This window comes from Sulfurospirillum arsenophilum NBRC 109478 (genome assembly GCF_000813345.1).
GTDB lineage: Bacteria > Campylobacterota > Campylobacteria > Campylobacterales > Sulfurospirillaceae > Sulfurospirillum > Sulfurospirillum arsenophilum.
Window position 1 is genome coordinate 80,563 of record NZ_BBQF01000003.1, and the last position, 25,308, is coordinate 105,870.

Here is a 25,308-nt window from a genome sequence, read left to right on the forward strand (position 1 = left end):
GAGAAAAGATGAATGAATCGGTAGAGCAAAAAGCACTGGAGTTCTTTTCCAAGGGGTATGTTTGCAGTGAAGCGGTTTTAAAAGCGGTTGCAGAAGAATATGGCATCGACTCTCCTTTGATTCCTGCCATTGCCTCTGCTTTTGGCAGTGGAATGGCACGCACAGAAAAGGGGCTTTGTGGAGCATTTAGCGGTGGGGTAATGGCACTTTCTCTGCTTCAAGGGCGTACAGATGCACGTATGCCAAAAGATCCGCTCTATCACAATGTCCAACTCTTCAAAGAACGTTTTGAGGAGATGTTTGGCTCGTGTGACTGTGGTACGCTTTTAGGCTTTTCTTTGAGTTCTCCTGATGCAGGTGTCAAATTTCAAGAGGGCAATTGCAAAGCTTGTAAGTGCGACGTTTATGTTGCTTATGCTGTGAAAGAGGTCGAAACGCTACTGGAAAGTAGGTAGCGCCACCTTTACTTCAAGTCCATGAGGTTTACGGTTTTTCACCGTTATACTTCCATCGTGCACTTCAATGATTTGCTGAACAATGGAAAGCCCCAAGCCAAATCCTTTAATCTGCTTAGAGCGTGAGTCATCTGCACGGTAAAAGCGTTCAAATATAAGTTTGAGCTTTTCCTCTTCAATACCACTACCTTCATCTTCGATGCAAAAAATTGCTTTGTCATTTTCTTGTGTCAATGAGATGGTAAGCGTTGCGTGATACGGACTGTATTTGATCGCATTTTCAATGAGATTCGAAAAGACCGTTTTGAGCAAAATGGCATCACCCATGATTGAAATACTTTCTAGGGCGGCAATTTCAAATGCACTATTTTTTTGTGCTGCTACAACCATCAGATCTTCGATAGCATTGAGGACAATATCATCTAAATTTTGCTGTGTAAATTTACTTTTAAGAGACTCTTTTTCGATGTAGGTTAGCATAAGAAGGTTTTTGACGATACTCTGCAAGGTATCGACGTCTTCAAGATTGGAGTATAAAATCTTTTGGTATTCTGCGTTTGTACGAGGCTCTTTGAGGGCTACTTCGATTTCACCTTTCATCGCTGTTAAAGGTGTTTTGAGTTCATGGGAAACATCGGAAGAGAAGCGTTTGATCTGCCGAAGCGATTTCATCATCTTAAGATGTGTTTCATCGCTAAAAATTTGTAACGCTTTAATGGAACAGATCGTAATGACCAAAGCACAAAGAGCACGAAAAAACTGTACAGGAATGCCAATGGTGTCCAAAAACCATGCAGTGTTGATGATGTTACCAGGAAAATAGTGGGTTGGAGCGACGGCAATTCCCGCTAAAAGCGCGTAGCAGATAAACGCAACGCCTGGGATTTTAAAGTAAATTTTGAGGCGTTCGACGTATTCACTTTTTTTCAGCGATTCCCCATAATAGTAAAGTCCAATACCCAGAAGTAAAGAGCCAAAAAAGCCGTACGTGTAACGAATGGCGGCAATGGCATCATCTAAGGATGGGTGAATGAGAATCAAGGTTAAAAGGCTGGAGAGACTGATGATGTAAATAACAGGTGCGGCGTAAAGGGTGTGTAGAAAATGAAGCTTAGCGCGCTTATCTTTAAAGCTTTCTCTTACGATAAAACGTGAAAATTCAAATAAAAAGAGGTAAGACAGAAGCAGTAAAATAAACTTTATGGGACTTAAAAGAGGTTCGTATTGGGGGTAGAGATACATGTAAAGAAAAACCCACTCCACAAAAGCATGCAAGATAGCAAAAACACCGAGCAACCAGATTTTGCGTGCAAAGAAAATAGCACTTTCTTTGGTTCGTACAAATAGAACCAAAACGCCTAAAATAAAAAAGGAGAGACCGTAAACAAAGAGGATAATCTCCATCTTAGCAGGACTCTATTTTATAACCAGAACCACGAATGGTTTTAATGAGAGGTTTCTCTCCTTCCATGTCGATTTTATGGCGCAAATGGTGGATAAAAACGTTAATGATATTGCTCGAAGTCGCTTCATTAATGCCCCAAATTTTCTCTTGCAGTTGGGTATGGGTGATGATATTATTTTGATTGAGCAGCAGATAAACCAAAATATCAAACTCTTTAGACGTAAGCGAAATAGGCTTTTGAGAACGTGTTACGACGCGTTTGGAAACATTGACTTCAAGGGTGTCAAGACTCAAGCGTTCATTGAAATTATACGATGAACGGCGAAGTAAGGAGCGTACACGTGCCACCAACTCGGCAAAAACAAAAGGTTTTACCAAGTAGTCATCCGCTCCACAGCCAAGCCCTGCGATGCGCTCTTCCACACTCGTTTTAGCCGTTAGCATCAAGATGGGTGTAACGATTTTTTGATCTCGAAGTTTTGCACAAATCTTCAATCCATCAAGCTTTGGCAACATCCAATCAAGAATAAGAAGGTCATACGAATACTGCTCCGAGAGGTAAAGTCCTTCTTCACCATCACTAGCGGTATCGACGATAAAGCCTTCTTCTTGGAGACCTTTTTGAACAAATGAGAGAATTTTTGGGTCATCTTCAATGATTAAGAGTTTCATGCTTTCATCGTAGCCAAAGAAATATTAAAAAAAATTAATAAAACGTTAATGTTGATGAAATAAAAAGATGTGATACTTCTCTTCACACTATAAAAAGGAGTTTTCATGAAAGGGTTTTCACACAAACTTTCAACTGCGGGGCTATCAGTTGTTATGGCAAGTACGATGTTATTAGCATCCAGTGTATTTGCAGCAGATTATAAATTAGAGAGTGTTAAAGGTACACCTGCAACGCTCGATGCGGGTGATGCTGCTTGGGCAAAGGCAAAAGAAGTAAGTGTTCCACTCACTGATACACCGTATAAACCAGAGGGTTACAAAGGGATGCTTAAATCGACAGCAGTGATTAAATCACTCTACGATGATAAAAATATTTATATCAAACTCCAATACGACGATCCAACCTATAGTGTTGACAGACAACCGTGGGTAAAACAAGAAGATGGTTCATGGAAACAGCTTAAAACATTAGATCAAGCGGGGCAAGACAATACTTATTATGAAGATAAAGCGGCACTTTTTTGGAATATCAATACCAAAGGTTTTGAGAAAAAAGGATGCGCCATCGCTTGTCACATTACCAAAGAGGGTAAAAATAATGGCTTTGATGACACTTCTGCGGGTCGAAAATACACCAATAATCCAGGCGAGACCATTGATATGTGGCATTGGAAAGGTGTGAGAACAGGCTTGTCTTTTAACCAAACCCATGATCAATATGTTGACAGTACCAATGATCCAAAACTCAACAAAGAGTGGGGCAGAAAAGGTGATGACCAAACACAAGGTGGCTATAAAAACAACATCAATGAAGCCAAAACAGGACCTGCGTTTATGAACAAAGATCCAAAAGATAATGCTATTGGCTCCATCAAAGATGAGAACAAAGTTCCTTTTGTTGACACCTTCAAAGCAGGCGATAAAATTCCTGGTCCAATCGTAACCAAACATACAGGCTCAGCGGGTGACATCGAGACAAGTGCTGTTTGGAAAGATGGAAAGTGGACACTGGTGATGAAAAGAGCGCTTGTGACAACAGCCCCAAAAGATGCTGAACAAGATGTACAGTTTAGTGATCTGAAAAAAGCTTACTTCTTTGGTGTAGCAGCATTTGATAACTCTCAAATCAACCATGTGTTCCATGATGGAAGTATAGAGCTTAGATTCAAGTAAAAAAGGAGAGCGTGTGTCGATTCAACAACTCAACACACCAGCAAAAACAGCGATTTCGCTGTTTTTGCTCTTTGTGATAACCGCAACAATTTCATCTGTTATTCTTTTAGGTTTAGAGTTATCTGGTGAAAAAGCAGGGTTTAATATACCAACTATTTCACAGATACAAAACAAATACACAATGCCCTCCATTGTTTCTGCAATGAAAGGGAGCATGTACAAAGAAGTGACGGATGATGAAGATATTGATACCGTACATAACTGGATTAAAGAGGGTACTAAAAAAGAGGGTAAACTCTATGATGACGCATGGAAAATCATCCAAAAAGATTGTGCGAATTGTCATAGTAAAACCTCTAAAATGAGCAAAGCGATTCCTTCAATGCCGTTTGATACCTATGAGCAAGTGCTTACGCATACCGATGCTGGGTATTCATGGTCAAAAATGTCCAAACAAGCACATATTCACATGTTTGGTATCTCGACATTTCTACTGATCGTGACACTGTTATTTGCCTATACGACGTACAAAGAGAGTGTGAGAAATATACTGATAATTGCCTCTTTTGGTGGAGCGTTTTTAGATATTTTCTCATGGTGGTTTTCAAAATTTGTGCCAGAACTGGTTTATCTCATCTTTGCGATGGGTGGGCTGATGGTCTCGTCTATTCTTTTGATGAGTGTACTTATTTTGGCTAATATATGGAAAAAAGAGGGGTAATCCCCTCTTTACATGTAAAGGCTTTTGATGGAGATTTTTCTTGTCGCGGGGGTAGCGTTTATTGCTTCACTGCTGACTTTCTTTTCTGGTTTTGGTTTGGGTACGCTTTTGATGCCCATTATCGTACTTTTTTTCCCGCTTCCGATTGCCATAGCCATTACGGCTATCGTTCACTTCTCAAATAATCTTTTAAAATTTTTTCTACTGGTAAAACACAGCGATGTTTCCATCCTACTACGCTTTGGCGTGCCTGCGGTTATTTTTGCCCTTTTGGGTGCTTGGAGTTTGGATCTTTTAAGCGAGTGGAGTTTGGGGTTTACCTATACCCTTTTTGGCTTTACATGTAATGTTACGCCACTTAAACTTATCATCGGTTTAGTCATCGTATTTTTCTTGATTTTGGAGTCTAGTCCAACACTTCGCGTTCCCAATGCCTTTAAAAAGCTTTGGCTAGGAGGCGCACTCAGTGGCTTTTTTGGAGGGCTTAGTGGAAATCAAGGAGCGTTTCGAAGTCTCTTTTTAACGCAAAATGCACTTTCAAAAGAGGTTTTTTTAGCCACAGGCGTGAGCATTGCGGTTATTGTTGATCTCTCTCGCTTAAGTCTTTATGCAAAGCATTGGGAAAGCGCACTAGCACAATGGGAATTGATCGTTATCGCAACTCTGAGTGCATTTATAGGAACGTTAATTGGAAAGTTTTTCTTGAAAAAAGTGAGTATTGAGTTTATTCGTTTTATCGTAGCGTGGATGCTTGGCGTTGTGGCTTTTTTATTGATTGCAGGGGTTTTGTAGCTTTACATGTAAACGTAGGGCAGCTTTTAAACTGCCCCTAAAAATTTTTACGCTTCGATCCAGCCGCCACCGATGACGAGGTCATCTTGATACACAACCAGCGCTTGACCGCTTGCAAGTCCGTAAACACCTTCGTGTAACTGCGCAACGATCTTGCCGTCAACAACACTCACATGCGCTTTGGTTTTAGCGCTTCTGTAACGTACTTTGACGCCGTATTCACCTTCTTTAAAATCTTCGCCTAAGGAGAAATTCTCTGCGATTACTTTCGTTTGAATGAGATCTTCTTTGGTTCCTGCGATGACCGTATTGGTTTTCGCATCAATGTTCACGACAAAGTGAGGGTCATGTGCTCCATCAATCGTCAACCCTTTTCGCTTACCGATGGTGTAGTGCATATAGCCTTTATGTTCACCGATCACGTTGCCTTCAACATCTTTGATAACGCCTTTTTGATCGACATTGTGATGTTTTTTTAAGACCTCAATGTAGGTATCGGTCACAAAGCAGATCTCTTGTGACTCTTTATAGGTTTCAAGCGTACCAAGCCAAGGTAATTTTTCTAAGGCTATAGGTTTGATGTCAACTTTAAGCATATCGCCCAGTGGGAAAATGATCTTTTCAATCACCTCTTTTTTAAGTCCAAAAAGGAAATAACTCTGGTCTTTACTCATATCAAAGGCTTCTTTGATATGACCGTTCTCAACGCGAGCGTAATGTCCTGTCGCAATTTTCTCGCAACCCATTTCCATCGCTTTTTCAAACGCAAAGCCAAATTTCATACGTGGGTTACAATAAGCACAAGGATTTGGGGTGAGTCCTTGCTCGTATGAGCGTACAAAGTAGTCATACACATGCTCTTTAAAAAGCGTTTTGGCATCTATAACGTGTGTTTCGATCTCCAAATATTTGCTTACTTTTTCAATATTAGCGATATTAACCGCGTGTTTTTTTTCATCTTCATGGAGTTTAAGATAAATACCTATAACCTCATGACCTTCTTGTTTAAGTAAATAAGCGGAGTAACTAGAATCTATGCCTCCGCTCATCAGTAGTGCAACTTTCATATATAAAACCTCTTTTATTTTCATTTTGGCACGCTTTCAAAGCAAAGCTTCAAAAGCTACGTTAACACTGAGTTCACTTCGAGTGAGCCCACGCTACGCTTAAAACCGACGTCTAAAGAGTAAAAGTCTTTACGTGTCTTCGTAGATTAGCCCTAAAAGGGGCACCTTAGTCTAAAATTTTTTAAACATCAAAAGCATAATTATCTTTTGGTGATCTAGCTTCCACTGTGAGTGTCTCTTGATAGGCTAATGCTTGGTCGATATCTGTGATCAAATCTTCCAAATCCTCAATACCAACAGAAAGACGAATCATCCCCTCTGTGAGTCCGTAAGCTGCTTTTTGTTCAACAGAGTATTCCGCGTAAATCGTGTGGTACGTTGCAATCGCCAAAGATTTGTTATCTTGGACGTTCGTTCCTCGCTTGATGATGTTGAGGCGATTTAAAAAGGCATAGGTGGCTTCTTTGTCTTTAAAGCTAAAACTCACAAGTCCTCCGCCACCACTAAACTGTTTGGAAGCGTTAGCATACGCAGAAGAACTCTCTAAAAAGGGGTACTCAACGCTGATAATTTCAGTTTTTGTTTGCAAGTGCTTTGCCACTAAAAGCGCGTTTTGACAGCTTCTCTGCACTCTTAGATCAAGCGTTTCAAGCCCTAAGGAAAGTAAGTAAGCACTTTGAGGCGAAAGTGAAGCCCCTAGGTTTCTAAAAGTCTCTTTGCGAAGACGTGCGATGAACGCATTGGGTCCAAATTTCTTGTAGTAAGGCTCAAGTGTCGCATGGTTTTTCCAATTAAAGGTGCCATTATCGATGATTAAACCACCCAAAACATGCCCACCACCTGAAATGTATTTGGTTGCGGAGATAATCTCAATATCCACACCGTGTTTTTTAGCATCAAAGATGTTCCAAGGTGTCGCTGTTGTATCGACGATCAAAGGGACATGAAGCTCTTTTAAAACACTTTTTATCGCACTAAAATCAGGTACGATAAGCTGTGGATTGCTGATACTTTCGCAAAAAAGGAAGCGTGTTTTCGCATCAATATTGGCTTTGATTGCCTCTAAATCGCTTAAATCCACATAACGCACTTCCACACCAAAATCACTGAAAAGTGTTTGGAATAAGGAGAGCGTGTTGCCAAAAAGGTACTTGGTTGTGATGATGTTATCGCCACTTTTTAAAAGTGCAAACAGCGCATTTGAGATGGCTGCCATACCCGTAGCAGTTGCTATGACACCAAAAGCACCACTGATCGCTTTGATTTTGAGTTCAAACTCTTCAATAGACGGGTTTGAGGAGCGTGTATACACATGTCCCATCTTTTGACCTTTAAAAACAGCCTCAAGGTCTTCTGCTTTCTCAAATTCAAAGGCTGAACTTTGGTAAATAGGGAAGCGCATTGCGCCATGTTGGTCTTTGTGTGCAGGTTTGGCATGCAATGCTTTGGTCGTAAATCCCATGAAATATCCTTTATAAAGCTAATCGCGTAGAAAAAACCTGAACGAGACACTTTGAGCCGATGGGACGAAAAGCGTGAGCGTTTCGGGGCTCCCATCGTGTCTCAACCGTGTCGAGAGAGGGTTTATTTTGAAGCTGGTTAGCTTTTTACATGTAAATGATTTTGCCGCTATTAACGGCTGGTACTATATTCTCTTTTGCGACACACTCACCGATGATTAAGACCGCGGGTGTGGCGCATAATGTTGCCATTTTATCTAATTTTCCCACAGTTCCCACTATGGTAATCTGATCGGGTAGGTCAATCTTCGAGACAAACGCGGCGGGAAGGTTGGGGTCGATACCATGTTTAGCTATGGCATCTTCGATCTTTTTCGCAAAACTGTGTGCCATCAAAACAATAACCGTATGCAAGGGTTGTTTCAAAATGCTCACCCAATCATCATTGAAAAGCGTCTCTCGAAGGTGCGCCGAGACGATGGTTACCCCTTTGGAAATGTCACGAATCGTTGGCACAATGCCTGAAACCGTGCATGATCTTAGGGCTGAGGTAATGCCATTGATGACTTCAAACGCAATGCCTTCTTTTGCTAAGACCTGCTTCTCTTCACCCAAGCGACCAAACAGAAGTGGGTCGCCCCCTTTAAGCCGTCCGACAACCAACCCCTCTTTAGCATACTCCACTAAAAGAGCATTGATTTCATCTTGTGTTTTGGAGTGAAAACCCTTCTTTTTACTGACATCGACGACTTTACATGTAAGCGGAATGAGGGAGCGAATTTCTTCTGAAACCAGCGCATCCACCAACGCCACATCGAGCAGTTCAAAGGCATTTAAAGCATCTAACGTGAGATTGCCCACATAACCTGTGCCACAGCCGATGAGAAAGACTTTTCCAACACCCGCTTTGGCGATGTCTCTTAGTTTATCCAAATCGCGGTCTGGCTTTTTACGCTCGTTTTTCAGACGCTCAATTAAAGAGGTCAAATCATGCGGTAGAATTTTTTCAATTTTGTTACGAATGACTTGCGCTAAGGTTGGCGAACTACCGCCACTACTCACCGCAACTTGAATGTCGCCACGACGGGTAAGCGCACTAAAGTAAAAATCACAGAGTTCAGGAACGTCCACGACGTTGAGCCAAAAATGAAGCTGAGGTTTCAGAGCAACCAAACGCTTGGTCACGCTCTCATTGCCGCTCGCGTCAATAATCACCTCAAACCCTTCTGCATCAGCATCCTCAAACGCTTTACATGTAAAGGTTTTGGAATCAAAATAGGCATCGAGCCTTGATTCTGCGACGATTTCATACGCAAAATCAAGACTGTCCAGTACGCGCGCTTTTTGTGCGGCGACTTTGCCCGCCCCAATCAAAAGCGTGCGTTTAGGTGTGAGCGCGATGCCTAAGGTACTCATTTTTTAACGATCCTTACGCGCCAGCCGTTACCTTCTTTGGTGGTACTTTCAACTTTGTGTCCTTCGCCTGCGACAGATTTTGGAACATTGTCAATCGGTGCGCCATCGTCGAGCAAAATCTCTAAGACTTCGCCACTTCCAATTTTGGAGAGTTCCATCTTTGTTTTGACAAAGTTCATCGGGCACGCCACACCGCTTAGGTCTTTAAAATGGGCTGATTTTTCTTCGGTCTGTGTAGCCGCTGCTGCGAGCTCTTTCTCTTTGGCAAATTTCAGGGTATTGTCCATTGTCTCATAGAGTTTGATGACCTCTTCAGCCAGTTCGATAGATTTTTCATCCGCATCGCCCTCTAGCATAGTGCCAAAGTAAGCATTGAGCAGTGTTGTATCGACAAAAAGTGTTTTAAAGGCTTTGAGAACACCTGCTTTATCGCGTGCATCCTCTCCACGTGTGACGAGTAGCATACGAGCGGCTAAAAGACGAATCAACTCATAGTCTTTCTCTTCTTTTTCTAACGCTTCTTTAAGTGCCTTTTTATCGGCTTCGATGAGGTCATACATACCTGCACTACATTCGCCTGTTCCTCGACCTTTCAAAGAGAAGAGCTCAACGGCATCGTAATCAAAGTAAGGGTTTTTGTCCTCTTTGAACGAGGGGATATCCACGTATTTTTTGCTGATCTCTGTAATGATGGCAAGTCCACCATCGTCAATCCAGTCTGCAAAACTCTCGTATGCCTTTACATGTAAAAGCCACGTATCCAAAACTTCTTCCACAAACGCAGGGACATGAAACGCTGCAACATCACCCGCTTTTTGTGCATAGACACTGCCATCACCATGGGTGCGTGAACCTGCTACGACGTTGTAAGCTGGGTAGGAGTAGCCCTCATTGCGTTGCACTTTTCCAAAAAAGCCAAGATCGCCAATGAGGTGTTTTCCACAACTGTTTGGACAACCAGATAAATGGATTTTAAATCCTTGAAGGGCGTCATAATCACGCTCATCGATGAGTTTATTGAGGCGTTTTTGAATCGCATCGACTGCACCACGAGGGCGAGCGATGCCGAGTTGACACGTTGCCGCACCCGTACACGCGACCATATCGCCAAAGAGCGTTGGTTTAGAGACTTCAACAGAAAATTTTTGCAAGATGTCGTGTAAACTTACCATTTGAGGCGCTGTTAGGTTTCGGATGTAGAGGTTTTGGTCACCTGTAAAACGAAGGACATCTTCACCAAAAGGAAGTAAAGCATTGGCAAGAGCGCGTGCGTTTTCAAAGTGAATGTCGCCTAAATGCACAGGCACTTTACATCCGTAAAGCCCCTCTTGTTTTTGGGCATAAACGTAGCGGTTCCACCATTTTTTAATATTTTCAGGAATCGTAAATGGCTCATGCGTAGTATCGCCGAAGTCGCGTTCAATTTCAGTGATGGGCATTTCCCAGTCACCTTTTGCTTTTACTGCTTTAAGCTCTACGTCAAGGAGTTTGTTAAACTCTTCAAGACCAAGATCTTCAAACAAAAAGCGAAGACGCGCAGCATGTTTGTTTTTGCGGTTGCCGTATTTGTCGAACACTTGTTTGATGGCTTGAGAGTATAAAAAGACCTCGGTGTCTGGTACAAAGTCACGCAACAGTGTTCCCAAACGAGACTTCGCACCCATACCGCCAGCGGTGAAGAGTTTAAACCCTTTCACGCCATCTTGAATCTTAGCGATAAAGCCTACATCATGGATGGTTGCATAACCGCGGTCTGCTTCTGAGCCACTAAAGGTGATTTTAAATTTTCGTGGAAGAGCAAATGAGTCTTTTTGCTCTAGCATTTTAGAAGTCATCGCAAGGGCGTAAGGTGAAACATCGAAAATTTCATCTTTCGCTGTGCCTGCAAGTGGGTCAGCCATAACGTTACGGACAGTATTGCCTCCGCCACCACGACCACTGAGGTCAATGCTGTGCAATGTTGTGATAATGTCGATGATGTCTTCGATCTTGACATAGTGGAGCTGTGCGCCGCCACGTGTGGTGATGTGAATCGCCTCGTGCGCGTACTTTTCAGCCAAGTCTGAGAGTGTTAAAAGTTGTTTGGGGGTTAGGATACCGCCTGCAAGTTTGATGCGCACCATAAAGGTATTGGCCGCGCGTTGCTCATACACACCAAAAGGGACTCGCATCGTTTTAAAAGTAAGCTCATCAAGCGTTCCAGCCAAAAACTCGGCATGGTTTTTTTTGAAAACTTCAAGGTCTTCATAGACCATTTCAGGGATAGTATATCTGCTCATAATCGTAACTCCTTATCGTTACATGTAAAACTGTAAAGCAGTTCAGAGTAAAACGCGAAGAAATGACCTGAAAGAGACACTTTGAGCCGATGGGACGAATAAGCGGAGCGTTTCGGGGTTCCCATCGTGTCTCAACCGTGTCGATAGAAGGTTATTTCGTAAGCTGTTTTACATTTTTCAACGCGCTTTACGGACTTTAAATAATTTCAATTTCTTCTTTTTCAACCGTTTTATTTTTAATAATAAATGACTTCATGTCAGGCGTTTTACCGGCAAGAGAGACGATAACATAACTCACATTAGGATCATACGCCAAACGAATGTCCTCTTCGCTCGGACGTGCGGGTGTTTCTGGGTGAGAGTGGTAAACAGAGATCAGTCTCAACCCCTCTTTTTGCGTCTTTTTAAACGCATCAAACTGCTCTTGCGGATCAAAGCTGAAGTGTTCATTGCTCGCATCCGTATTTTTCATAGGGATGGCGTATTTTACTTCGCCCTCTATTCCTGCAAGATAACCACACGCTTCGATGGGTGTATCTTTTAAGGCGTGTGCGACGATTTCATCGTACACGCTTTGTGGGATTTTAATCATAGTTTTGCCTCACAAACCACCGCTTCATAATCTCTAATTTCTTTAATTCCCTCGCCACCGCACACACGACATTTAGGGTTTTTCTTGAAATTCACATTTCTAAAATTCATACTTTTTGCATCAAAGGTTAACAGTCTGTTGTAAAGGGGCTCACCTACACCGACGATGTATTTTAAAGCTTCTGCGGCTTGGATGGTTCCAAGCATGCCCGCAACTGCGCCTAAAATGCCCGCACTCGAACATGTAGGAATCGCATTCGCAGGGGGAGGGCTGTCAAACACACACGCGTAACACGCACTCTCATGCGGCTTAATCGTCATCGTTTGTCCGCCAAAACGCAAAATGCCACCGTGTGAATAAGGTACATTTGCCAAGATACACGCATCGTTAATCAAAAATTTCGCCGAAAAATTGTCGGTTCCATCGATGACAAAGTCGTAGCCTTTGACGATGTCTAAAATGTTTGAAGCGTCTAAGAATTTTTGATAGACGGTGACTTTAACATTGGGGTTAATCGCTTCCATTTTCGCTTTCGCCGAGAGAACCTTAGGAACACCAATGTCTGCTGTGGCATGAATGACTTGACGTTGAAGGTTTGAAAGGTCAACCACATCGCCATCCACGATGCCAATTTCGCCCACACCTGCTGCGGCTAAGTAAAGTGCCACAGGAGAGCCAAGTCCACCCGCGCCAATCACTAAAATCTTAGAATTAGCAATCTTCTCTTGCCCTTCAATACCCACATCTTGGAGGATGATGTGACGTGAATAACGCTCTAATTCCTCATCGCTAAAATCTCTCACGCGCCACCTCCCATAAAGTATAAAAAGTTGATCTCATCGCCATCTTTTAAGACAATATTTTTGTGTTCATCTTGTCTTATAAACTCGTCATTAAGTTGAACGGAAACCATGTCAGGTTGTTCTACATTCTCGATAATGAGTAGTTCTGGTAAGCTAATACCATCTTTAATTTCTTTTGCATCGCCGTTTATTATTAATTTCATAGACTATCCTTAATTAAATTGATGTGGAAAATGTTTACGAAGCAGGGCAAAAAGCTCCTCTTCAAACTCTGCACTGGTACTTGCTTTGTCGACCAAAATATCGCTTACATGTAAAGACTTTGTGCGACGTGTTGTGTACTGCTCCAAAACTTCAGTAATGATACCACCGCCTGCGATGTCATACTCATCAACGATGACAAAACGACCTAACTTTTGGTTCTCAGCAAAAAGCTCCATCGCCAAAAGATCGTGTACTCTAAAGATGACGCATGCTGCTTCATGGCGTCCGACACTTGGCTCGTCGGCACGATCTAACGTATCGCCATCGATCACACGTTTGATCTCTTCAAGATAGATCGTGCTTTGTGCTGAACCGATCTTTATTTTGTACGGTTTATCCAGCTCCAAGGGTTTTGAACCCAACCAAAAGAGGTTCGCTTCAAAACGGTTGCTCACCTTTGGCGCACTTTGATCAGCTCTGGCTACCACATCACCGTTTCGCACGTAAATTTGTGTTTGAAGTGTAAAGCCAATCGCCTCACTCTCTTTGACACTCGTTTTGACTTCGGTGTTAAAGCTCTCGATACTTGCAACTTTAGAACGTTTAAGAGAAGGGTAAAATACCACTTCATCACCGACATTTAGCTCACCACTGGTTACGGTTCCTGCATAGATACGGCGGTCATCGTTGTCACGTGTAAACTTGTACACATCTTGCAATGGCATTCTAAAATCGTCATTCTCTTTTTCTTCCACGCTTTTGAAACTATCTAAAATTTCTAAAACGGTTGGCCCTTTATACCATGGTGTTGAGCTAGAATGCTCGATCAAATTCACACCTTCTCTTGCACTGATCGGGATGAAGATGTCGCTTTTAATACCCAATGTTGCAAGGTATTCGCTGTACTCCACTTTCAGTTTTGTAAAGGCGATTTCACTAAAGTTGACCAAGTCCATTTTATTGACCACAATCGCCACTTGTTTGATGCCCAAAAGAGAGAGCAACATACCATGACGTTTAGAGTTCTCCGCCACACCTTCTTTAGCGTCGATGAGAAGCAACGCTGCCTCAGCACGAGACGCTCCACTGATCATGTTTTTCAAAAATTCGATATGACCGGGTGCATCGATGATGATGTACTCTCGTTTTTTACTTTGAAAAAAGACGCGCGCACTGTCTATCGTAATGCCTTGTTTTTGCTCATCGGCAAGTGCGTCAAGCAAGAAAGCGTACTCAAACGGACGTGCGTTGTTTTCACACATCTTTTTCACACTCTCAAGTTTTCCTTGTGGCAATGAGTCGGTATCGGCAAGCAGACGCCCGATGAGCGTACTCTTACCATGATCGACGTGTCCTGTGATGACAATATTGAGTCTTTGCATTACATATATCCTTCTTTTCTTAGTGCTTCAAGCGTGCCGCCGCCATCTTTGTCTTGGGCGCGACCAGAACGCTCCGCAATGTCTTTAAACTTACCACTGGTCAGCTCTTCGATGATCTCTTTTGGGTTACGAGCCACCGAGTCCACAGGTGCCGTACACGGATAACAGCCTAAAGAGCGGTAACGTTTACCATTGCCTTGGTCAAAGTAAAGCGAGATAATCGGAATGTTTTCCCTCTCAATGTACTCCCAAATGTTCAGCTCCGTCCACTCCAAAAGTGGGTGAATGCGCACATGCGTTCCAGGCGCAAAATCGGTTTTATACTGATTCCAAAGTTCTGGCGGTTGCGTACTTGCGTCCCATTCGCTTTTTTCATCACGTGCTGAAAAGACGCGCTCTTTGGAGCGACTTCCCTCTTCATCAGCCCTAACACCAACAATGACACCCGTATAAGGTGCTCCGTTTAACTCATCTTCCCATGTTTTTTTGTAAGGATTCCATTTGCGTCGTGCCCATGTACCATCAAGTGTGTACTTCAGTGCGTCACTTTTAAGCTTTTTACAACAACTGAGACGATCGAGTCCATTGACAAAAGTTTCACCTTTCGCAAGTGCTTCTTTGTTTTGTCCAACGACGAGGTTCAAATCCCACTGTACGGCGATTTCATCGCGGTATTTAATCATCTCAGGAATTTTAAACGCCGTGTCGATGTGTACCAACGGATAGGGCACATGTCCAAAAAATGCTTTTCGCGTAAGCCACAAAAGTACGGTGCTGTCTTTACCAATGCTCCAAAGCATGGCAAGGTTTGGGAAGCTTCTGTATGCTTCTCTCAAAATGTAGATACTCTGCGCTTCGAGTCGGTCTAAATGATCCATATTAATCCTTCTTATGCAGATGCAATCCGCACTCTTTATGTTCTGGGTTCTCCCACCACCACCTGCCTGCTCGTATATCTTCGCCCTCTTTAATGGCGCGTGTACAAGGTTTACAACCGATACTTTTAAAGCCTTTAGCATATAAGGTGTTCTGAGGTATAGCAAATTCAGCCATATAGCGCTCCACATCTTCATCACTAAAATGTGTGAGTGGGTTGAACTTTAAAAGCTCAAATTTACCATCAAATTCTACCAGTTTTGTATCGCTTCTGGTAATAGACTGTGCGATACGAATACCACTAATCCAACCATCATACCCTTTAAGTGCCTGTGCCAAAGGGATAAGCTTGCGAACATGGCAACACTCTTTGCGTAAATTAATATCATCAAAGATGCCGTACTCTCCGACCTTTGCTTCCAAATCTTTAATCTGCTCATCGCTTGCGCTAAAGCGTTTGATCTCCACGCCAAAAAAGGCTTCGATCTCTTTTTCATACGCTAATGACTCATCAAAAAGCTTGTGTGTTTCAAGCGTGAAAATATCAAAATCAATGCCCGCTTTTTGCGCAAGAGAGATGTTGATGGCATCTTCATTCTGATGGCTAAATGCCAGTGTGACCTTAAGAGCCTTTGCTCCAACAAGTTCTTTCAGTGAATTGATCGCTTCGGCGACCTTTATTTCATACGTTTGGCTCATATTTGATACTCTAATTGAGGTTTTTGGCGACCAAAATCGATCTTATTCCATGCTCTTTCATGGAAATAGTATAGCAATGTTTTGGTGATAAGCTCAAACGCTCCGATAGAGAGAGCGGCAAGTGGGCTTCCCGTAACAATAAAACTAATCAACATGGTGTCAACAGTTCCAAGTGTTCTCCAAGAGATCGCTTTGACAATACTACGTTTTTTGTGCTCTACCATGTTGCCTCCTTTTGAATTTAGAGAATAATAGCATTTTACTAGGGTATTGTCAAGTATGTTTATCAATATAGTAATGTATAAAATTCTAAATTTGTTTTGTTAGAAAAGTTTTTTTTAAGAGAGCCATTTAAGACGAAAAAAATTTGAGTATTTTACACTGTTATTGTGAGGGGAAAAGATGAATAAAAGCGAGAAAAGAGAGGAGCTTTCTCCTCCCTTTGAGAGTGAAGTTATTTGATAACACCACACGCAACGCGTGCCCCTCCACCGCCAAGCATTGCTGGATGGTCAGAGTGGTTGTCTCCACCTGCGTGAAGCATCAAAGCGTGTTCTTTGATTTGATCCAATGACGTGAGTCTTGGAGCAAGAACAGGCGTTGTAATGTCACCATTGGCATCGGCATACAGTGCAGGAAGATCGCCTAAGTGACCATCATCACTGTAAGGACCTTTGTGTGCATTGGTTGCTTTTGGGTCAAAGTGTCCGCCTGCCGCTCCTGCAGGCGTTACTTTGCCATCGGCTGCTTTTAAGGGTTCACAACTAGGGTTTGCATGGACATGGAAGCCATGAACGCCTGCTGGAACGCCTTTAATAGAAGGGGTAAATACAAGACCGTATTTTGTCTCAGAAATAGTAACTTCACCGATTTTTTCACCAACACCTTCGCTTGTTGCAAGACTGAGTGCTACTTTGGTTTCAGCGGCAAAGAGAGCTAGGGGAAGCGTCGCTACGATAAAGGCTAAAGAGATTTTTTTAATCATGAATTCCTCCTAATAGTTTGAAATTGAATTCATTTTACTCCAAGGTATTTAAGGTTTATTTAACAGTTTCAGAGTAGTTGTTTTGGCTAAGACTATTCTTGGTTTGTATACAAAATCACTACTCTTTTAAAAGGGCATAAGCACACTAGAATGACCGTAAAACTAAAATAGGCTTTAACTTTTTAATTGATAATGGTTATTATGACTTATTAAAGAGTTTTATATTATGCTTCCATCACAAAATTAGTACAAGGATAGCTATAATGAGTATTTCCTCCAACATCTTAAAAGCATTTCTAGGGCTTAGCATTGCATCGAGCTTTGCACTGGCAAGTGAAATCAATGTCTATTCACACAGACACTATGATAGCGATAAAATGCTCTTTGAAGCGTTTGAAAAAAAGAGTGGCATTAAAGTCAATGTCATTACCGCTAAAGCAGAAGAGCTTGTTTCAAAGCTCAAAATTGAGGGTGCAAATTCACCTGCTGATATGTTAATTACCTCGGATATTGGTAATTTATACGAAGCCAAAGAAGAACATCTTTTACAACCAATCGTTTCTAAAACGCTTGTTGAAAATATTCCTGCACACTTAAGAGACAGCGAGAGTGAATGGTTTGGTCTTACAAAACGTGCGCGTATCTTTGTTTACAACCCCGAAAAAATCTCTGAAAAAGAGTTGGGAAGTTACCTTGATCTGAGCGATCCTAAATTTAAAGGTAAGCTCCTTACTCGTAGCTCTTCAGCGGCATACAATAAATCGCTTTTAGCGTCTATCATCGCGAATCATGGTGAAGCCAAAGCGTTGGAATTTGCCAAAGGGTTGGTGGCAAATTTTGCCAGAGATCCAAAAGGCAATGACAGAGACCAAATCAAAGCCGTGGCAAGTGGTGAAGGTGACTTGGCGATTGTCAATACCTATTATTTAGGCATAATGCTGAACAGCAAAGACCCAAAAGATGTTGAAATCGCTAAAAGTGTCAAGCTCTTTTTCCCTGCACAAAAAGCAGAAGGTACGCACATCAACATCAGTGGTGCTGGTGTAACAAAGTATGCTAAAAACAAAGAGAATGCCATTAAATTGATCGAGTTTTTAAGCAGTGTTGAGGCACAAACACTCTTTGCCGAAGCTAACCACGAGTATCCAGCGAACCCTGCTGTTAAAGCTTCTGGAACAGTAGCAACATTTGGAACATTTAAAGAAGATACACTACCCCTCGCAGAGGTTGGTAAATACAACAAAAAAGCGGTTGAAATCGCAACAAAGGCAAACTGGAGATAATGCAAACGTTTAAACATCTACTAGCCCCTCTTTTGGGGCTGGTAATCTCTCTTCCCATTTTTTCGCTGGTCATCTACTTTATCGCACAGAATGATTTTTCTATGACCTCGATTAACCCAGCAGAGCTTTTACTCTACACGAAAAACACGGCATTTGTTCTCTTTGGAACAGCATTTTTAGTGCTTTTTTTAGGTATCAGTACAGCGTTTATGAGTGCGCGCTTTGAGTATTTTGGAAGTCGTTTTTTTAGCCTCATTTTTGTACTCCCTTTAGCCTTTCCAGCCTACATCTTAGGGTACAGTTATGTGGGGTTTTTTGAGTTTCATGGCATCTTAGCCACACTTCTCTCCCAGCCAAAAATTAAACTCGACATCTTAAATATTTATGGCGTTACGGCTATTCTTTCTTTTGCGATGTTTCCGTATGTCTTCATTTTGGCACGTGTCTCATTTGCCTCCATCTCTTCAACAGTGGTAGAACTCGTTTCACTCAAACAGCTCTCGTTTTGCAAAGCCTTTTTCACGGTCTATCTGCCTTTGGCATACCCCGCCATTTTTGCAGGACTCGTGCTTGCCATGATGGAAGTACTGAGTGATTATGGAACAGTGGCGTACTTTGGTGTCGATACCTTTAGTGTGGGCATTTTTAAAAGTTGGTTTGGCTATGGCAATCTAAATGAGGCGATTAACCTTGCGATTATTATGCTCTTTATGGTTTTTATCATGATGCTTGCAGAGTCCAGGTTTAGAGCCAAATTTCGTTTTATCAGCGTCACCCACAGCAGTAAAAAAGCACCTAAAGTAAAACTAAGAGGCTTACAAAATGGCATCGCTTTTGGACTCTCTATGCTCATAAGCACCTTTACACTTTTCATCCCAACAGGTGTGCTTTTGTACTGGTTTTATCTTGATTTTAACACACTGGATTGGAGCTCTTTTACCTATCTTTACCGCACACTGAGTCTCAATGTTCTCTCATCACTTATCATCATTGCTTTAGCATTTGGAATGGTCTATGCCTCGCGTTTTTACCCAAGCAAATTAGGGGTGATTAGTCATAAACTCTCTATTCTTGGGTACTCTATACCAGGTGCTATCATTGGTATAGGCATTTTACTTTTTACCAATTTTATCGACCAACATTTTGGTAAAGTTATTCTTGGAGGCTCTTTTTTTGCGCTTATTTTTGCGTATTTGAGCCGTTATTTTGCCGCAAGTATTGGTTCAGTCGAAAACGGTTTTAGCAAGATTGATAAAAGCATTGATGATGCGACCATTGTTTTTGGAACGAGCGAATGGGGGCGCATTTTCAAAGTCTATTTACCATTGATGCGACCTTATTTGCTGAGTGGTTTTTTGATTCTTTACATCGATCTTGCAAAAGAGCTTCCGGCAACCTTGCTTTTAAGACCGTTTAATTATGACACCATTGCCATTCGCATTTACGAGTTAGCCAGCAACGAGATACTCTATAAAAGTGCCTTTCCATCGCTCTTATTGGTGGTTACAACTGCCATTGCGGTCTTATTACTCAATTCAAAATTTGTACGAGGTAGAAGATGAAACCTATCGTTAGCATCGAAGATTTACACAAACGTTTTTGCAAAGGTAACATCTGTGTTGCCAATGACATTAGCTTTTCCATCAACGAAGGTGAAATTTTTACCATTTTAGGCAGAAGCGGTAGTGGTAAAACCACGCTTTTGCGGATGCTCTCAGGTCTTGAAAATCCTGACAGTGGAACGATTTGCATTGGCGACAAGGTCGTCTATGCCGCCAAAACCAATCTACCACCCAATCAGCGAGAAATTGCCATTGTCTTCCAAAACTATGCACTTTTACCCCATCTGAGCATTGCTCAAAACATCGCTTTTGGAAGCAAAGCGAGCCACGAAGAGCTTTTACATGTAATGCAAAAAACTAAGATAGAAACGCTCTCTTCCAAGTACCCGCATGAGATCAGCGGTGGTCAGCAACAGCGTGTCGCCTTGGCACGTGCCATCTTGGATAAGCCCAAAATTTTACTGCTCGATGAACCACTGAGCAACATCGACACGGAGCTTAGAGCCATTTTAAGAAGCGAACTCAAAGAGATGATCAAACTCTTTGGCATCACAGCCCTGTTCATCACGCATGACAAAGAAGATGCGTTTTATCTCTCCGACCGCATCGCTATTATGGATGGGGGTGACATCTTGCAAATCGGCACACCCCAAGAGGTTTACAATCATCCAAACTCACTCTACTGCGCCAATTTTTTAGGCAAAATCAACGCATTGCCTCAAAGTTTAGGTTTGAATGCAGCGTATTGTCGTTTAGATGCGTTGCGTTTAAGCCCAGATTTTACACGTAAGGCTCGCATCAAAGAGATTATTTTTTACGGAAATTTTTACGAGATTATTTTGGATTTTGAAGGGGCGATGCTAAGCGCATACAGTTTTGATGCCACCTTAAGAGAGGGTGATGTGATAGGCTTTGAGGTTGATGAAAGTAAGCTCATTACGTTTGCTTAAAAAAAGACGCTAAAGGTAGTGCCTTTGCCTTCAACGGAGTTGATAACAAGTTTAAAATCATTCGTTTTGCAAATGGTGTTGACGATATCTAAACCGATGCCAAAGCCACCTTTATCGCTATTGGCGCGTTTATAGCGTTTGGTGATATCACCCAGTTTGGAGCTTTCAATGCCGATGCCACTGTCTTTGACACTGAGCTTTTCAAAGTCCAGCGTCACTTCGATGCTACCATTTAAACGGTTGTATTTGATAGCGTTTGAGAGGAGATTGTCGATAAGTTTGGTAAGGCTCTCTTCGTTTACATGTAAAGATTTTTCGTTCAGTTTTAACGTCATGTCAATGCGTTTACTTGCCATCAAATCCATAAAATACTCGATGCGCTCCTCGATGAGCTTTTTCACATCGACATCGCTTTTTTCTTCATTTTGTTTGTCATGAAGAAGCATATAACTAAGGTTGCCGTACAAGGTTGCAATGCGTTTTGCACTCAGTTCGATGCGTTTGAGCTTTTTCTCTTCCACGTTTTTAAGCGTACTGATACTCATCAAAATCGCCGTAATGGGCGTGTTTAGCTCATGCGTGGAGTCTTTGATGAAGGTGTCAAGATGGTTGATCTCTTCTTGAATGGGTTTGAGAAATTGTTTGGCAAGGACATAGCCCAAAATAGTTGCAAATGCCAGACTTAGGAATAAATAGAACACGGTTTGCAAGCGTAAAGAATGAATCATACTCGAACTATGCGTGTGTTTGAGGACTATGGTGTGAATGCCCAAATGTTTTTGGCTACTCTCATCCAGTGCGTAAAAACTGTTGTTTTCAAGGTAAAATGTTTTCGTAAAATCCACAGGTTCCGGAAAGCTTACATGTAAAGGTATATTGCCTTCTCCAAAGAGTCCGAGCTGGTACTCTTTTTCTAAGCCAAAACACTGCTCAGCTGGCTTTTCTTTAAGGCATTTTTGAAGTGTGCCGTCTTCCATCATATGGGCGGTGACGATTTGGTGTGCAATGCTAGAAGCGGTGGCTCGCATTTTTAGGGCATAGTTTTCATGGAGATTTTTGATCTCAATGGTGTAAAACATCCACGCAAGCAAGCAGATGAACGCGTAAATGGAGCCAAGATAGATGAGTAAAAACCTCGCAAGCGAGCGTTTTTCATAGACACTTAAAGCGATATCCCACTCCTTTGATGTTCTCTATAAGACTCTCCAGTCCGTAACTGCGTAGGTTTTTGATGTAGGTACGCACCGTCGCATGGGTCGGCACTTCATCAAAGCGCCACACCTCTTCAATAATCTCATCAAAACTGAGCATGCGGTTTTGATGGGAGAGGAAATACTCCAAAAGCTGTGCCTCTTTTTTGCGAAGTTTATACAACGTCTCAGGCGTGATGATCTGGTAATTTTGCGGATCGTAGCTGATGTTTGAAGCCAGTTTTAAAAGCGCGGTGTCTTCGATGTGATGCAATTTTTTTGTGCGCTCAATGCGAACCAAAAGCTCTTCAAGCTCAAAGGGTTTTTTGAGGTAATCCTCTGCTCCCAAAGCAAAGCCTTTTTTCACATCGCTGATTTGATCCAGTGAGGTGATGAAGATGACAGGTGTGGCGATGTTGGCCTCTTTGAGTGTTTTTAAAAGCTCAAAACCGCTCAGGTTTGGGACGTTGATGTCCAAAACCAAGATGTCAAATTTGTGTTCAAAAATGGCATCAAGCGCTTCTTTGCCATCGTAAAAGAGCTTTACATGTAAACCATGTTCGACTAAAAACTCTTCAATAATTTCGCTAAGAATGGGGTCGTCTTCTAAGAGTAAAATTTTCATAAGAGCCATTATACACTAAAATTTTTTGCTTCCTCAAACTTATTCATGATTAAAAAGGGCGGAATAGTTGACTTATCGGAGTGTTTTTGTTATGATTTTGCTAGATAGACTTCTTTCATAACCCATTGAAAAAAGAGTATCGCTTATAGCACATCACTTTTTAAAACTAAAAGCATCGCCATAGCTTCTGCTATGACTCAATTTTGAGTTTCAAAAATTAACGCACTCTAAGCAAACTCTTTATCTTTTCAAGAGTTATGCAAGAAGTCTAATTTTTAAAACAAGGAGTTCTACCATGACATTTCACTATGCCTCATTTCATGGAAAAATAACACTTGTTTTATGCCTCATGCGTTGCTGCTAATACACTAAGAATTTCACAAAACCCTTTTAAAATCCGTTCGTTTTGATCTTAAAATAAAGTCAAACGATACACACTCATTTTTACATGTAAGAGATAGAAACAATGAAAAAAGAAATAAAATACGAACTCAAATATGGGCGCATGAGCCCCATTACCGAACTGCCCGATAGACAGCGTTTTTTAAACACATTGGAGCATTCCCAAGCCAATAAATTAGCTCTTTTAAACATCAATGGCTTTTGGAATTTTAACCATGTGTTTGGGTATGCCATCGGTGATGAGATCTTAAAAATAATCTCTGGGAGGCTTCAAAAACGCTTCCCTAACTCGGTTGTTTTCCACTTAGGTGGTGATAATTTTGCCGTTCTTGCGGGTAAAGAGGTTGGCAAAGAAGCCTTCTTGCAGGCAATCAATTCGTGTATGTGGTACTTTGGAAATTCAGCGCTTAGCATTGAAGAAGAGAAGATTTATGTCGCCATTCGCGTAGGCGTTGCCATCGACTATGTTGACCTGTTTCTCAATGCCGAATTTGCCATCAAACAAGCTAAACGCATCGGCAAGGACATCGTGGTCTATGACTCATCCAGTGTCACACTGTGCCGTCCGACCCATACGAGCGCTAGAGCGGACTTAGAGTGGCAAAAGGCGATTCGTCAAGCATTGCTGAAAGATCGTTTTGAGGTGTATGCGCAAAGCATTCAAGGTGGTAAGGTCAAAAAATTTGAGTGTTTGGTACGGATGAAAAGCACCAACGGTGGCGTCATCTCGCCGTATCAGTTTTTGGAACATGCTAAGAGGGCGCATCTGTACACGAGCATCACGAAAGTGGTGGTTCAAAAATCGTTTGAGTTTTTTGCCGACAAAGAGGCGGAGTTTTCCATCAACCTCACATTGAGCGACATTTTAGACCAAGAGACGACCAGTTTTATCATCGAAAAGATGAACGTTTACCGAGTCGCCAATCGTTTGACGGTAGAGCTTGTGGAGAGTGAAAACATAGAGAATCATCCTGAGGTTTTTGCGTTTCTCTCGTTGCTCAAAAAACAAGGCGTGAAAATCGCCATCGACGACTTTGGTACGGGCTACTCGAACTTTGAGTATGTGGTAAAGCTTCAAGCCGATTACATCAAGATTGACGGTTCGCTCATTCGCAACATCAACAAAAATGCCACACATCGAGCCGTGGTCGAAGCCATTGTCACGTTTTCGAAAAAAGTAGGTATGCAAACGGTCGCAGAGTTTGTCTCAGACTATGAGATTTACGAAGCGTGCCAAGACCAAAAAATCGACTACTTTCAAGGCTATCTCTGGAGCGAACCCCAACCGCTTCATAAGCTTAAACTCTGAGGGGTAAGTGGCTAGAGATAGCCACTTTTTTCTTTCCATTCCACAAATAGTACACAGACGTTTCCTATACTTGAGTAACACTATTACTAAAAAAAGGAAACGAATGTTACACCCCAAAAAAAGTATTGCTACGCTAATGCTTGCCACTGTTTTTTCAAGTCAAGCGTTTGCGATGGATGACCACTCTGCTCACAACCATGCTACACACAGCCATAGTATGGCATCCACCGTTGGTAAACCCTCCGACGCCTCGCTCGCAAACAAAACCATCAAGCTTGATTTGCTTGATTCCATGCGGTTTGAATTTCATAACACAATGAGCATCAAAGAAGGAGATATTGTTAGATTTGTTGTGACCAATAAAGGCGTGATTGACCATGAGTTCTCCATTGGGAGTGAAAAAGAGCAAAAAGCACATCTTGAAATGATGAAACAGATGCCAAATATGGTGCACAGTGATGGCAGTACCATTACCGTTAAACCGAATGAAACCAAAGAGCTCACATGGAAATTTACCAAAAGAGACACGGTGATGTTCGCGTGCAACATTCCAGAGCATTTTGAAGCGGGGATGCACCACAAGGTTGTTATAAAGTAGGTAGTACGATCTTGTTTAAAAAAATTAAAAATTAAACTCCTTTCTTGCGTGACTGATTTAACAGTCACGCTCTCTTTCTTTTTTCACTCCACAAATATTGCATACGTCTTTTTTATACTTCTATTACATTTTAATAAAAACAGGAGTACACAATGAAATATAAAATAACGATGGCAACGATTGCCCTTATAGCGATTTTTTCCAATCAAGCTTTTGCTGAAAATGGTCATGGCGGAGAGGGAAAAGGAATCAACCAGAAGCGAGAGTTTTCTATAGGTAGTGAACAAGTGCAAAAGAAAAATAATGAAGCTATGAATCAAATGCCCAATATGATGCCTAATATGATGCACAGTGATAGTAAGAACATGATGCACAAGCCTGAAGAGACAAAGAAGTAAGATTAAAATT

26 protein-coding genes are annotated in these 25,308 nt (G+C 41.9%); 10 read left to right on the forward strand and 16 right to left on the reverse strand.

Features of this window, described 5'->3' with window-relative positions; translation table 11 throughout:
- Positions 1–8 precede the first annotated feature (8 nt).
- The gene (locus tag SAR02S_RS07990; RefSeq protein WP_052433572.1) at positions 9–455 is read left to right on the forward strand and encodes a C-GCAxxG-C-C family protein; all 447 of its coding nucleotides are present in this window, start codon (positions 9–11) and stop codon (positions 453–455) included.
- Here the strand turns inward: SAR02S_RS07990 and SAR02S_RS13235 are convergent.
- The gene (locus SAR02S_RS13235; RefSeq protein WP_052433573.1) at positions 438–1,859 is read right to left on the reverse strand and encodes a sensor histidine kinase; all 1,422 of its coding nucleotides are present in this window, start codon (positions 1,857–1,859) and stop codon (positions 438–440) included. The two genes, SAR02S_RS07990 and SAR02S_RS13235, sit on opposite strands and share 18 nt — an antisense overlap.
- Before the next feature lies 1 nt (position 1,860).
- Positions 1,861–2,532, reverse strand: coding sequence for a response regulator transcription factor (locus SAR02S_RS08000; RefSeq protein ID WP_041958631.1), 672 nt, complete (start codon positions 2,530–2,532; stop codon positions 1,861–1,863).
- Between the two features lie 105 nt (positions 2,533–2,637).
- On the opposite strand from SAR02S_RS08000, the gene SAR02S_RS08005 reads away from it, so the two are divergent.
- The 3 genes from SAR02S_RS08005 to SAR02S_RS08015 are packed head-to-tail and all read left to right on the forward strand — an operon-like array spanning position 2,638 to position 5,218.
- Positions 2,638–3,705 (forward strand): ethylbenzene dehydrogenase-related protein, encoded by a 1,068-nt coding sequence (locus tag SAR02S_RS08005; protein ID WP_041958633.1) that lies wholly within the window; start codon positions 2,638–2,640, stop codon positions 3,703–3,705.
- Between the two features lie 13 nt (positions 3,706–3,718).
- On the forward strand, positions 3,719–4,426 hold the full coding sequence (locus tag SAR02S_RS08010; protein WP_041958635.1) for an Aq_1264-related membrane protein: 708 nt from the start codon (positions 3,719–3,721) through the stop codon (positions 4,424–4,426).
- Between the two features lie 27 nt (positions 4,427–4,453).
- Positions 4,454–5,218: a sulfite exporter TauE/SafE family protein gene (locus tag SAR02S_RS08015; RefSeq protein WP_041958637.1), complete on the forward strand. Its 765-nt coding sequence runs from the start codon at positions 4,454–4,456 to the stop codon at positions 5,216–5,218.
- Positions 5,219–5,265: 47 nt separating this feature from the next.
- Here SAR02S_RS08015 and mnmA read toward each other — a convergent pair whose 3' ends face one another.
- The 12 genes from mnmA to sodC all read right to left on the reverse strand — a co-directional run bounded on the left by mnmA (position 5,266) and on the right by sodC (position 16,981).
- Positions 5,266–6,285, reverse strand: coding sequence for a tRNA 2-thiouridine(34) synthase MnmA (mnmA, locus tag SAR02S_RS08020; RefSeq protein ID WP_041958639.1), 1,020 nt, complete (start codon positions 6,283–6,285; stop codon positions 5,266–5,268).
- Positions 6,286–6,466: 181 nt separating this feature from the next.
- Positions 6,467–7,747 carry an aminotransferase class V-fold PLP-dependent enzyme gene (locus SAR02S_RS08025; RefSeq protein ID WP_041958641.1) on the reverse strand — a complete coding sequence of 427 codons (1,281 nt, stop codon included), beginning with the start codon at positions 7,745–7,747 and terminating at the stop codon, positions 6,467–6,469.
- 145 nt (positions 7,748–7,892) lie between these two features.
- Complete coding sequence (gene cobA / locus SAR02S_RS08030; protein WP_041958643.1) at positions 7,893–9,161, reverse strand: uroporphyrinogen-III C-methyltransferase; 1,269 nt, start codon at positions 9,159–9,161, stop codon at positions 7,893–7,895.
- A complete protein-coding gene (locus SAR02S_RS08035; RefSeq protein ID WP_041958645.1) occupies positions 9,158–11,440 on the reverse strand; it encodes a ferredoxin-like domain-containing protein in 2,283 nt (760 codons plus the stop codon). Before SAR02S_RS08035 ends, cobA begins: the two co-directional genes overlap by 4 nt.
- A 196-nt stretch (positions 11,441–11,636) precedes the next feature.
- Complete coding sequence (locus SAR02S_RS08040) at positions 11,637–12,032, reverse strand: M67 family metallopeptidase (RefSeq protein WP_041958648.1); 396 nt, start codon at positions 12,030–12,032, stop codon at positions 11,637–11,639.
- Positions 12,029–12,835, reverse strand: a complete 807-nt coding sequence (locus tag SAR02S_RS08045; RefSeq protein ID WP_041958650.1) for a HesA/MoeB/ThiF family protein — start codon at positions 12,833–12,835, stop codon at positions 12,029–12,031. The genes SAR02S_RS08040 and SAR02S_RS08045 overlap by 4 nt, the downstream gene beginning before the upstream one ends.
- Complete coding sequence (gene thiS, locus SAR02S_RS08050) at positions 12,832–13,038, reverse strand: sulfur carrier protein ThiS (protein WP_041958652.1); 207 nt, start codon at positions 13,036–13,038, stop codon at positions 12,832–12,834. The genes SAR02S_RS08045 and thiS overlap by 4 nt, the downstream gene beginning before the upstream one ends.
- A gap of 9 nt (positions 13,039–13,047) precedes the next feature.
- A complete protein-coding gene (locus tag SAR02S_RS08055; RefSeq protein WP_041958654.1) occupies positions 13,048–14,421 on the reverse strand; it encodes a sulfate adenylyltransferase subunit 1 in 1,374 nt (457 codons plus the stop codon).
- Complete coding sequence (gene cysD / locus SAR02S_RS08060) at positions 14,421–15,299, reverse strand: sulfate adenylyltransferase subunit CysD (RefSeq protein WP_041958656.1); 879 nt, start codon at positions 15,297–15,299, stop codon at positions 14,421–14,423. Before cysD ends, SAR02S_RS08055 begins: the two co-directional genes overlap by 1 nt.
- Position 15,300: 1 nt before the next feature.
- Complete coding sequence (locus SAR02S_RS08065) at positions 15,301–15,996, reverse strand: phosphoadenylyl-sulfate reductase (protein ID WP_041958658.1); 696 nt, start codon at positions 15,994–15,996, stop codon at positions 15,301–15,303.
- Entirely contained in the window at positions 15,993–16,220 is a 228-nt protein-coding gene (locus SAR02S_RS08070) for a DUF2061 domain-containing protein (RefSeq protein WP_041958660.1), read from the reverse strand. Before SAR02S_RS08070 ends, SAR02S_RS08065 begins: the two co-directional genes overlap by 4 nt.
- A gap of 230 nt (positions 16,221–16,450) precedes the next feature.
- Positions 16,451–16,981, reverse strand: coding sequence for a superoxide dismutase family protein (gene sodC / locus SAR02S_RS08075; RefSeq protein WP_041958662.1), 531 nt, complete (start codon positions 16,979–16,981; stop codon positions 16,451–16,453).
- Positions 16,982–17,244: 263 nt separating this feature from the next.
- Here sodC and SAR02S_RS08080 point away from each other — a divergent pair, with 263 nt between their 5' ends.
- From SAR02S_RS08080 to SAR02S_RS08090, 3 genes are read left to right on the forward strand one after another with little or no spacing between them, the layout of a single operon-like run.
- Positions 17,245–18,264, forward strand: coding sequence for a Fe(3+) ABC transporter substrate-binding protein (locus SAR02S_RS08080; RefSeq protein ID WP_041958664.1), 1,020 nt, complete (start codon positions 17,245–17,247; stop codon positions 18,262–18,264).
- Complete coding sequence (locus tag SAR02S_RS08085; protein WP_232294019.1) at positions 18,264–19,826, forward strand: ABC transporter permease; 1,563 nt, start codon at positions 18,264–18,266, stop codon at positions 19,824–19,826. The genes SAR02S_RS08080 and SAR02S_RS08085 overlap by 1 nt, the downstream gene beginning before the upstream one ends.
- Positions 19,823–20,776, forward strand: coding sequence for an ABC transporter ATP-binding protein (locus tag SAR02S_RS08090; protein ID WP_041958669.1), 954 nt, complete (start codon positions 19,823–19,825; stop codon positions 20,774–20,776). The genes SAR02S_RS08085 and SAR02S_RS08090 overlap by 4 nt, the downstream gene beginning before the upstream one ends.
- Here SAR02S_RS08090 and SAR02S_RS08095 read toward each other — a convergent pair.
- Complete coding sequence (locus tag SAR02S_RS08095) at positions 20,773–21,855, reverse strand: sensor histidine kinase (protein WP_052433574.1); 1,083 nt, start codon at positions 21,853–21,855, stop codon at positions 20,773–20,775. The two genes, SAR02S_RS08090 and SAR02S_RS08095, sit on opposite strands and share 4 nt — an antisense overlap.
- A gap of 73 nt (positions 21,856–21,928) precedes the next feature.
- A complete protein-coding gene (locus SAR02S_RS08100) occupies positions 21,929–22,591 on the reverse strand; it encodes a response regulator transcription factor (RefSeq protein WP_041959381.1) in 663 nt (220 codons plus the stop codon).
- A gap of 466 nt (positions 22,592–23,057) precedes the next feature.
- On the opposite strand from SAR02S_RS08100, the gene SAR02S_RS08105 reads away from it, so the two are divergent.
- From SAR02S_RS08105 to SAR02S_RS08115, 3 genes are all read left to right on the forward strand, one after another.
- Positions 23,058–24,302 (forward strand): EAL domain-containing protein, encoded by a 1,245-nt coding sequence (locus tag SAR02S_RS08105; protein WP_232294020.1) that lies wholly within the window; start codon positions 23,058–23,060, stop codon positions 24,300–24,302.
- Between the two features lie 103 nt (positions 24,303–24,405).
- Positions 24,406–24,900, forward strand: a complete 495-nt coding sequence (locus tag SAR02S_RS08110) for a cupredoxin domain-containing protein (RefSeq protein WP_041958671.1) — start codon at positions 24,406–24,408, stop codon at positions 24,898–24,900.
- 152 nt (positions 24,901–25,052) lie between these two features.
- Positions 25,053–25,298 carry a hypothetical protein gene (locus tag SAR02S_RS08115; RefSeq protein ID WP_041958673.1) on the forward strand — a complete coding sequence of 82 codons (246 nt, stop codon included), beginning with the start codon at positions 25,053–25,055 and terminating at the stop codon, positions 25,296–25,298.
- Positions 25,299–25,308 lie beyond the last annotated feature (10 nt).

Excerpts from the sequence above, each read along its gene's own strand:
- SAR02S_RS07990 (WP_052433572.1), top strand. The coding sequence starts at position 9 with ATGAATGAATCGGTAGAGCAAAAAGCACTGGAGTTCTTTTCCAAGGGG.
- SAR02S_RS13235 (WP_052433573.1), bottom strand. The coding sequence starts at position 1,859 with ATGGAGATTATCCTCTTTGTTTACGGTCTCTCCTTTTTTATTTTAGGC.
- SAR02S_RS08000 (WP_041958631.1), bottom strand. The coding sequence starts at position 2,532 with ATGAAACTCTTAATCATTGAAGATGACCCAAAAATTCTCTCATTTGTT.
- SAR02S_RS08005 (WP_041958633.1), top strand. The coding sequence starts at position 2,638 with ATGAAAGGGTTTTCACACAAACTTTCAACTGCGGGGCTATCAGTTGTT.
- SAR02S_RS08015 (WP_041958637.1), top strand. The coding sequence starts at position 4,454 with ATGGAGATTTTTCTTGTCGCGGGGGTAGCGTTTATTGCTTCACTGCTG.
- mnmA (WP_041958639.1), bottom strand. The coding sequence starts at position 6,285 with ATGAAAGTTGCACTACTGATGAGCGGAGGCATAGATTCTAGTTACTCC.
- SAR02S_RS08025 (WP_041958641.1), bottom strand. The coding sequence starts at position 7,747 with ATGGGATTTACGACCAAAGCATTGCATGCCAAACCTGCACACAAAGAC.
- cobA (WP_041958643.1), bottom strand. The coding sequence starts at position 9,161 with ATGAGTACCTTAGGCATCGCGCTCACACCTAAACGCACGCTTTTGATT.
- SAR02S_RS08035 (WP_041958645.1), bottom strand. The coding sequence starts at position 11,440 with ATGAGCAGATATACTATCCCTGAAATGGTCTATGAAGACCTTGAAGTT.
- SAR02S_RS08040 (WP_041958648.1), bottom strand. The coding sequence starts at position 12,032 with ATGATTAAAATCCCACAAAGCGTGTACGATGAAATCGTCGCACACGCC.
- thiS (WP_041958652.1), bottom strand. The coding sequence starts at position 13,038 with ATGAAATTAATAATAAACGGCGATGCAAAAGAAATTAAAGATGGTATT.
- SAR02S_RS08055 (WP_041958654.1), bottom strand. The coding sequence starts at position 14,421 with ATGCAAAGACTCAATATTGTCATCACAGGACACGTCGATCATGGTAAG.
- cysD (WP_041958656.1), bottom strand. The coding sequence starts at position 15,299 with ATGGATCATTTAGACCGACTCGAAGCGCAGAGTATCTACATTTTGAGA.
- SAR02S_RS08065 (WP_041958658.1), bottom strand. The coding sequence starts at position 15,996 with ATGAGCCAAACGTATGAAATAAAGGTCGCCGAAGCGATCAATTCACTG.
- SAR02S_RS08070 (WP_041958660.1), bottom strand. The coding sequence starts at position 16,220 with ATGGTAGAGCACAAAAAACGTAGTATTGTCAAAGCGATCTCTTGGAGA.
- sodC (WP_041958662.1), bottom strand. The coding sequence starts at position 16,981 with ATGATTAAAAAAATCTCTTTAGCCTTTATCGTAGCGACGCTTCCCCTA.
- SAR02S_RS08080 (WP_041958664.1), top strand. The coding sequence starts at position 17,245 with ATGAGTATTTCCTCCAACATCTTAAAAGCATTTCTAGGGCTTAGCATT.
- SAR02S_RS08085 (WP_232294019.1), top strand. The coding sequence starts at position 18,264 with ATGCAAACGTTTAAACATCTACTAGCCCCTCTTTTGGGGCTGGTAATC.
- SAR02S_RS08090 (WP_041958669.1), top strand. The coding sequence starts at position 19,823 with ATGAAACCTATCGTTAGCATCGAAGATTTACACAAACGTTTTTGCAAA.
- SAR02S_RS08095 (WP_052433574.1), bottom strand. The coding sequence starts at position 21,855 with ATGTTTTACACCATTGAGATCAAAAATCTCCATGAAAACTATGCCCTA.
- SAR02S_RS08100 (WP_041959381.1), bottom strand. The coding sequence starts at position 22,591 with ATGAAAATTTTACTCTTAGAAGACGACCCCATTCTTAGCGAAATTATT.
- SAR02S_RS08105 (WP_232294020.1), top strand. The coding sequence starts at position 23,058 with ATGAAAAAAGAAATAAAATACGAACTCAAATATGGGCGCATGAGCCCC.
- SAR02S_RS08110 (WP_041958671.1), top strand. The coding sequence starts at position 24,406 with ATGTTACACCCCAAAAAAAGTATTGCTACGCTAATGCTTGCCACTGTT.
- SAR02S_RS08115 (WP_041958673.1), top strand. The coding sequence starts at position 25,053 with ATGAAATATAAAATAACGATGGCAACGATTGCCCTTATAGCGATTTTT.